The sequence below is a fragment of the Yersinia thracica genome (assembly GCF_902170565.1).
Taxonomy (GTDB): Bacteria; Pseudomonadota; Gammaproteobacteria; order Enterobacterales; family Enterobacteriaceae; genus Yersinia; species Yersinia thracica.
Genome location: NZ_CABHXX010000077.1, coordinates 81,162 through 88,224, shown reverse-complemented (window position 1 = coordinate 88,224; position 7,063 = coordinate 81,162). Strand labels below are relative to the sequence as shown.

Sequence of the window (7,063 nt, the reverse complement as noted above, 5' to 3'; positions counted from 1 at the left end):
ATGCACAGCATCCAAGGAAATCTCCGTAAAAACGGAGAGTTTACCAATAATCAGGGTGGTGCACTTTTACACCATAATTCCCCGATCCCTTGGTCTACTTTTGCACAATATTTAACAGATTTGAAAGCATGGAAGCAATATCGAGTGAAAGTGAAGAACATCAATGTTTCACTTGCGCCAGATATCGAGTGGCCAGTGTCACCGGATACTGTTTTATCTGAAGCATGAAATACAAAGCCGGGCTTAGTTGCCCGGCCTATTTCAATCATACAGCCAGCGGCCAGCTTTTGCGGACTCAGAAAACATTTGGACAGTGAGTGGTTTTTTAGTTTGCTTGATAGGCGTTTTTGTAAACCATTTCCGAAAAAACCATTGTATATCCCATGGGTAGTAATTATTCATATCAAGATTCGATATATCTACGCCAAACAATTTATTATATTTTTCAACCGCATAATACAGATCATCTTCTTCTGCATATGCTTGTAAAATCGTATCCATTTCTATTGGAATAGGCTTAAGTGTTAACGTAGTCATTAATGGGAGTTCATGACGGAAAAAATCCAATATTTCTTGATCTGTCACCATACCTTATCGTTACCTCGCGCTATTTTGTTATACTTCGATGTCGTTTTATAAACAATGGTAGCAACATCATTTGCAAGAAGAAGCCAGCCAAAAATAGGAACAGTTCGCCCTACAAATTTGCCCAGGTTATTAACCCACATCGGTTTTAAATACTTTATGCTAGCGTTGGTAAGCGTTGGGAGCCTGAAAGGAAGTTCTACATCTAAATACCGCCTGGCGTACACTGATGCAACAGAAGTGCCTTGTGTGGCGGTACGGAATTTTCTACGCGTATTCACCAACGGTTGACCCAGAGTAATCGAAGTAATAGCCACTAAATCATCAATACCCCCCATTTGTTCGCCTATTTCATCCAAAAAAATCCAGAAAAAAAGCTCACTTGCTGAAATGTTTTCTATTCCTTTATAAAAATAAGTTCCATTTAGTTCCTCAACCGTATCCATAGCGTTCCCTGATTGTTACAATATTGTTTCAAGCATATGGTGTTTTATCTGGCTACTCCTAATGATTTAAGCTCCGAATGTTCTGAAAATAGATTGATGGTTGGGCGGGGATGCCTGGTGAGGTGGGAATTGGTGAATGGGGCATATGAGGGGCAAAAAATTACCGCAAACTAACTCGAACTATGCCAATCACAGTTGAGACACTTTGCGGTAAGTCACTGCCAGCCACGAAGTTCACATGAACTTACGCGAATTTAAAATCAACCACTTCACATGATGAATATGGGGGTGTGAGTGGGTAATGTGCGTCTGAGACCGGATAAATAGGTGGCTTTGATTTCGGAATCACCTCAATCAACAGCAACTTGCACAACGGCTCTTTATCACAAGGTCCATTTTCGAGTGCATCCAATAAAAAAGGCCCGCAAGGGGCCAGAATTATGATGAATTCTTTACAACAATCAACCGCTGATATTCAATCAGTTGGGGATTCGTAAAACCTGACCGGGATAAATTTTATTAGGGTGAGATAGCATGGGTTTATTTGCTTCGAAAATTTTATTGTACTCGTTGGGAGTGCCGTAGAACTGCTTTGAAATTGCGCTCAAGGTATCGCCTTTCTTTACGGTATAAAATTCAGATGCCGATGTGCTATCAGTTACAGTAATGCTGTCTTCTACTTTGTTGATACCTGCAACATTACCAGCAGCAATTAGAATTTTCTCTTTCAGTTCCTGTGAAACACCATCACCACTTACGGTAACTGTATCACCATTAACATTTACATCTACTTTATCGCTGCCTGGCAAACCGAGCGCTTTAATATGCTCCTGAAGCTTTTTATTCTGGTCTTCGCCGCCGCTAACGGCATCCCACAGCTTCTCACCAGCTTCTTTGACAAAATTGAAAAGTCCCATGATTAATCCCTTTGGTGGTGTTATAGACAGATCTCTGATATCTGAATTATTAAGCATAGTTGAGATATCAGAAATTTGCTGTACCTAACCTACAACGAGCCACTGACCTTATTAGCCGGTATTTTTTCTTTTGGCGCTACGCAATGAAAACTAAGTATTCCGGTTTGGTTTACATTTATTTAATGCAAATTGGTAATGCACTGCCACCCGCGATGTTTTGCGAACTCACTAGAACTTAGGCCCAACTACCGCACATAATGAATATGGCTGTGTGAGTAGACATTATGCTGTTTCGTGTGACAATGCCCATAAATACAATGATGCAGTTGTGCCATAAGGTGTGTAGCGGCGGCGATATTTTTCAAAACGTTCTCGCGGTAGCGTTTTGTGGCAATATAAATTCATCATGCCACGGCGGATCGCCAAATCACCCCAACTGAGAATATCTGGGCGAGAAAGTGAAGAAATAAGCAGCATTTCTGCGGTCCAAATACCGACACCGTTAAGGTTTGATAGCTGGGAAATAACCTCATTATCGGGTAACTGAGAAATAGCGGACAAATCTAGTGAACCATTAAGTGCAGCGTCCGCTGCGCCCTTGATATACCCTGCTTTGCGCATGGTCATTCCGCAACCTTGAATAGCTTCTATAGTTGCAGCTGCAATCGCCAGCGGCGTCACTGTGCCCAATAATGCCACCAGACGCGTATTCACAGTGAGCGCCGCTTTTACCGAGATTTGCTGATCAACGATATTTCTGATTAATGCAGAAAATAAATCCGGTGATAACGGGCGGGCTATCATTCCCAGGCGTTCGATTGCCGCCGCCATTTTTTTATCCCGCCGTTTAAGATGATTAATCTCAATTTCACCGTAGTTGTAGAACACTATTTCACTCCAATAAACGCTTTTTAGTTTGCTATTTAGCATAGCGTTTCTGACAGGTTATCACTCTCTGTTTCTTGCTTTTTAAGCACTCTCCGGCAGAGAAATATTTTGCTGACCGATTTTTTGTAGCAAAACTGAAATATCAATACTATCCACTTTATCGGCTTGCAGGTGAGTCATGGCGTATTCCTGCCAGATACCGGATTGCAGGAATAAAATAAACAGATCTCTGTCCAGGTGATTTTCATTCACCATATTCAGCATAATATTCAGCGCTTCGGATAATAACTTTCCTGGCTTATAAGGACGGTCGGCTGCTGTCAGAGCTTCAAATACATCGGCAATAGCCATCATTCGTACTGGAATACTCATCTGTTTATAAGTGAGCTGATAAGGATATCCTTTACCGTCCATGCGCTCATGATGCCCGCCAGCAATAGTGGCTACATTCGCCATGGTGCGCGGGAAAGGCAGTTTTTTGAGCATAACAATAGTTTGCATAATGTGTTCATTAATTTTATAACGGTCTTCTTCGGTCAGTGTTCCCCGCCGAATACTGAGGTTATAAATCTCACCTCGGTTATAAAGCAGAGTCGGTTCTGGGACTTTGAAATCATAATATTCCTTACGCTTGTTGTTACTATCCCGGTAAATGAGATGTTCTTCTTTATCTGCCAGCATAGGTTCTTGTACCGGTACTGAGGCAATTGGCTGTCTAGCTTTACGCTCGCGTTCTTCGTGGGCAATACCGGCATTATCATCTAATGTACGAGTCCAGTGATACCCGGCAATTTGCTGAATACGCGCTATGGCGTCATCGGACATAAATTCACCGCCGATATTACAGTGCGCGATAAAGTAAAAATCATCATCCAACTGACGCAATTCAGCCGCCAACAATTGCTGATCAGTGTCATTAGCATTAATCGTGGCATGGCGGCGCAAGAAATCGATCTCTTTCTCGCATTTTAAGACTTCAAATCTCATCCGTATTTCATGGATACGGTCATAAATTAATTCCAGTTTCGTTGATTTATCCACCACAAATTCAGGTGTGGTTATCTTGCCACAGTCATGTAACCAGCATGCTGTATGCAGTTCTTCCCACTCATTTTCAGATAAACTAAAGTTAGCGAAAGGCCCTTCTTTGATATTCACTGCAGCCCTGGCGAGCATTTTGGTTATTTCAGGCACTCGCTGGCAGTGTCCGCCGGTATAAGCACTTTTGGCATCAATAGCACCCGCAATGAGCTCAATAAATGCATTGAGCAAGTTTTTTTGTTCTTGTAATAACTTCTGAGTTTCTACTGAAACAGATAAACTACCGACCAGTGCATTAACTAATTGAATTTTAGAACGTTCGCGTTCTGCATTTAATTGATAGGGGGTAAATAGCAACAAAAAACCCAAGAGTTGTTTATCATGATTTTTCATCGGTACAGCAACAAAACGCAGTGGTAAATAAGGTTGCAGAAAATCTTGTAATTGACTGAATATATTATTTTCACTTAAGGTTCCCGCAACGGTTTGCCCTTCTAACACTGGCTGGAAAGTGGCGAAATTATTTTCTTTTATATCTAATGGAGCCATTTCTGCTACCGGGATATTTTCACTATTCCAGCGAAATGCCGTCGGTGTGAATGTTCCTTCATTTTTATCCGCAAGAAATATAATCCCGCCAGTCATTGCTGCAATTTCCGTCGTTTCACTTAATAACCCCTGCATTTGTCGGAAGAAGTTGTTTTCTGCCGTCAGCATATTACCCATTGAAATAAATTGCTTCAGTGTTGATTTCATTTTTGACATTGATTTGTGCAGCTCATCCACTTCTTCAATCATGGAGTTCTCTGCTTTATGTTCTTCGAAATGTAAGTTGCTTATAGCGTCTGCATCTTTACGAAGGCGAATTAGTGGGTTGGATATTTTCCGTGAGAAATACCAAACAAGGGGTAAACTGAGCACCAATAGGATAAATGCAATGAAAGTTGAATGATTACGAATGGAGTTCGCATCAGCAGTGAGGTAACTTGCCGGAGTAGCAATGACCAACTGATATTTATTGCCGTTATTAATAATGTCGACAATTGAGCCGAACCAGCGCTTATCCTGTGCATCAAACATGATGCTACGACTATTACCCTTATTGTGCTCAGAGCTATTATTTTGAGTGTTTAGCAATGTTTGTAATATCGGAATCTGTTTATCTGTATCAATCGTGTTCGCTGTTTTCCCTTGAGGATTAGGTAAGCTTGCGATAAGTTCATCACGAGAATTGATAATAATGGCTTGGCTACCCAGTGGCAGATTTTGTCTTATTAAAAACTGTGATAACGAAGCGAGGGAAACATCTAACCCAATGATTGACTGATTATTTTCAGAGCGGCGACTATAAGTAAACCCAGCTTCACCGGTACCCTTGAAAATATAAATAGGGGAGGTGACTAAGGTGGGGCTTGCAGAGGCCAGAATAAACCAATCTCGCCTTCTGGGATCATAGTTATCATTATCGCGTGGCATGACTGCAATAACTTGCAGTTTCTCATTCAGATAAATAAAACGTTTCTCCGGGAAGCTATCGAGAAAACGATTACTTTGAATCATCCACTCAGCACTTTCTGGCGCATGAAATAATGCACGATTAGCCGTCGTCAGGCGGCGTAGCATAAATAAATCACCATTAGGATAGGCACTATACACAGCGCTGGCGTAGTCATTTTGCTTCAGAACTTCAACAAATTTACTAACAAAAGCCATCCGCTGTTCAAGTGTCGATAATTCTGTGATTTGCATACTGGCAAGGAGGCTAACAGACATCATCATTGGCCGTGTTACTGCGTCCAATTCTGCCGCAATAGCCTCTCCTGTTTTTTGGTATTGTCTATTGGTGCTAATTTCAGTCAATTTAGTCAGTTGGCTATAACCGAAAATAATAATAACAGTACCGATTGAGATAATCAGCAAAGTGAAAAGGGCGGCGATCTGAATATGCAAAGGGTAACGGATTTTTAGTTTGAACAGGTTACTGGGCATCATGGCCACCCTGATAGTTGATTATTCAATCAATTCTAATCATAGAATGCACCTGCCTAATTAGCATATTCCTATTTTTTCAGTGAGTTATGGTTAATTGCATGATTATAAAGATTTTTATTGATATTAATCCAATATTGTTGGAAGAAAAACCTAGTCATGGTATTAAAAATAATGTTTTAACGTGCGGAATATCTAAAAGCAGTATTTAGCAGTCAGGATGGTTATCGGTAAAAAGACGAGGATACCTAAATACGGATGCAGGCGTTGATAGTCATCACAGATGCAATTTGAAGTATGATGTGTATAAGGCTCTAAATCAGGTTTAAATAATGATGATAATTGACTTCTGGCGGGTCATTATTGAGAGGTTGTAAACGATGATGCCCACGTATGGCTGTAGGAGCAAAGCCAAAACGTTTGCGAAAACGTTCGGCAAAACGTGATGCGCTCTCATAACCCACCTGATTGGCAATCAATGAAATTGGCCAGTCGGTACCTTGTAACAGACGTAGAGCACTGGTCATGCGCACATCAATCATCAAATCCCGTAAGAGTATATTTTCGGCCGCTAATTTTCGCCGTAATACCACTTCACTCATTGCCATATGATCGGCAACAGTAGCCGCTGACCATATTTTGTGTGGGTCAATTGCCAGACAACGGCGCACCTTTTCACTTAATGACTGGCCATCGTTTAGTCTAAATTTAACACCATATTGCGCTAACCAAAGTAACAATTCCAGCATTCGGTGTCTGATGATAGCCGGGGGAATATCACCGATATCGGATATTGCTTTAAATGTACTCCCGAAGGTATTCATAAATTCAGGTGCTAAATTACGCACCGGCATCACTCCGGGAATAACGCTAAGGCCAGTTGATGCGGGATGATTAGCAAAGGTCGCTATCAAATACGGGTCACAGCGCAGTTGGTGACTAAAAAACAACCCATCGTCAGATAAACCATTAATAATATCAATTGCCTGGCCGCTGCTGATGGCAACTATTTCACCTGCTCGAACAGTACATTCTTGATTATTCCAGCGAATAGTTTTATGCCCACGGTTAACCATAATGAGCAAAGGGTGCTCAATATAGACGGAGGTGAGCAGTAGCTCTGTGTGTTGAATTATATGTGCAGAGCTACCCACTCCAGGGCAAAAATTAATTATACGTTCCATCGACATTCATTTC

Annotated in this window: 7 protein-coding genes; 1 reads left to right on the top strand and 6 read right to left on the bottom strand. The window is 41.3% G+C overall.

Annotated elements, in window-relative coordinates; genetic code table 11:
- Positions 1-228, top strand: a 228-nt coding sequence (locus tag FTA91_RS11010; RefSeq protein ID WP_145583340.1) for a tail fiber assembly protein, incomplete at its 5' end; no start/stop codon positions are given.
- A gap of 33 nt (positions 229-261) precedes the next feature.
- Here the strand turns inward: FTA91_RS11010 and FTA91_RS11005 are convergent.
- From FTA91_RS11005 to FTA91_RS10980, 6 genes are all read right to left on the bottom strand, one after another.
- A complete protein-coding gene (locus FTA91_RS11005; protein ID WP_050115476.1) occupies positions 262-588 on the bottom strand; it encodes a DUF1493 family protein in 327 nt (108 codons plus the stop codon).
- A complete protein-coding gene (locus tag FTA91_RS11000; RefSeq protein WP_050115478.1) occupies positions 582-1,031 on the bottom strand; it encodes an STM2901 family protein in 450 nt (149 codons plus the stop codon). The genes FTA91_RS11005 and FTA91_RS11000 overlap by 7 nt, the downstream gene beginning before the upstream one ends.
- A gap of 479 nt (positions 1,032-1,510) precedes the next feature.
- Positions 1,511-1,948, bottom strand: a complete 438-nt coding sequence (gene lysM / locus FTA91_RS10995; protein WP_050115480.1) for a peptidoglycan-binding protein LysM — start codon at positions 1,946-1,948, stop codon at positions 1,511-1,513.
- A gap of 282 nt (positions 1,949-2,230) precedes the next feature.
- Entirely contained in the window at positions 2,231-2,836 is a 606-nt protein-coding gene (locus FTA91_RS10990; RefSeq protein ID WP_050115481.1) for a DNA-3-methyladenine glycosylase family protein, read from the bottom strand.
- Between the two features lie 81 nt (positions 2,837-2,917).
- Positions 2,918-5,866: an HD domain-containing phosphohydrolase gene (locus tag FTA91_RS10985; RefSeq protein WP_050115483.1), complete on the bottom strand. Its 2,949-nt coding sequence runs from the start codon at positions 5,864-5,866 to the stop codon at positions 2,918-2,920.
- Between the two features lie 314 nt (positions 5,867-6,180).
- On the bottom strand, positions 6,181-7,050 hold the full coding sequence (locus tag FTA91_RS10980) for a helix-turn-helix transcriptional regulator (RefSeq protein WP_050115485.1): 870 nt from the start codon (positions 7,048-7,050) through the stop codon (positions 6,181-6,183).
- Positions 7,051-7,063 lie beyond the last annotated feature (13 nt).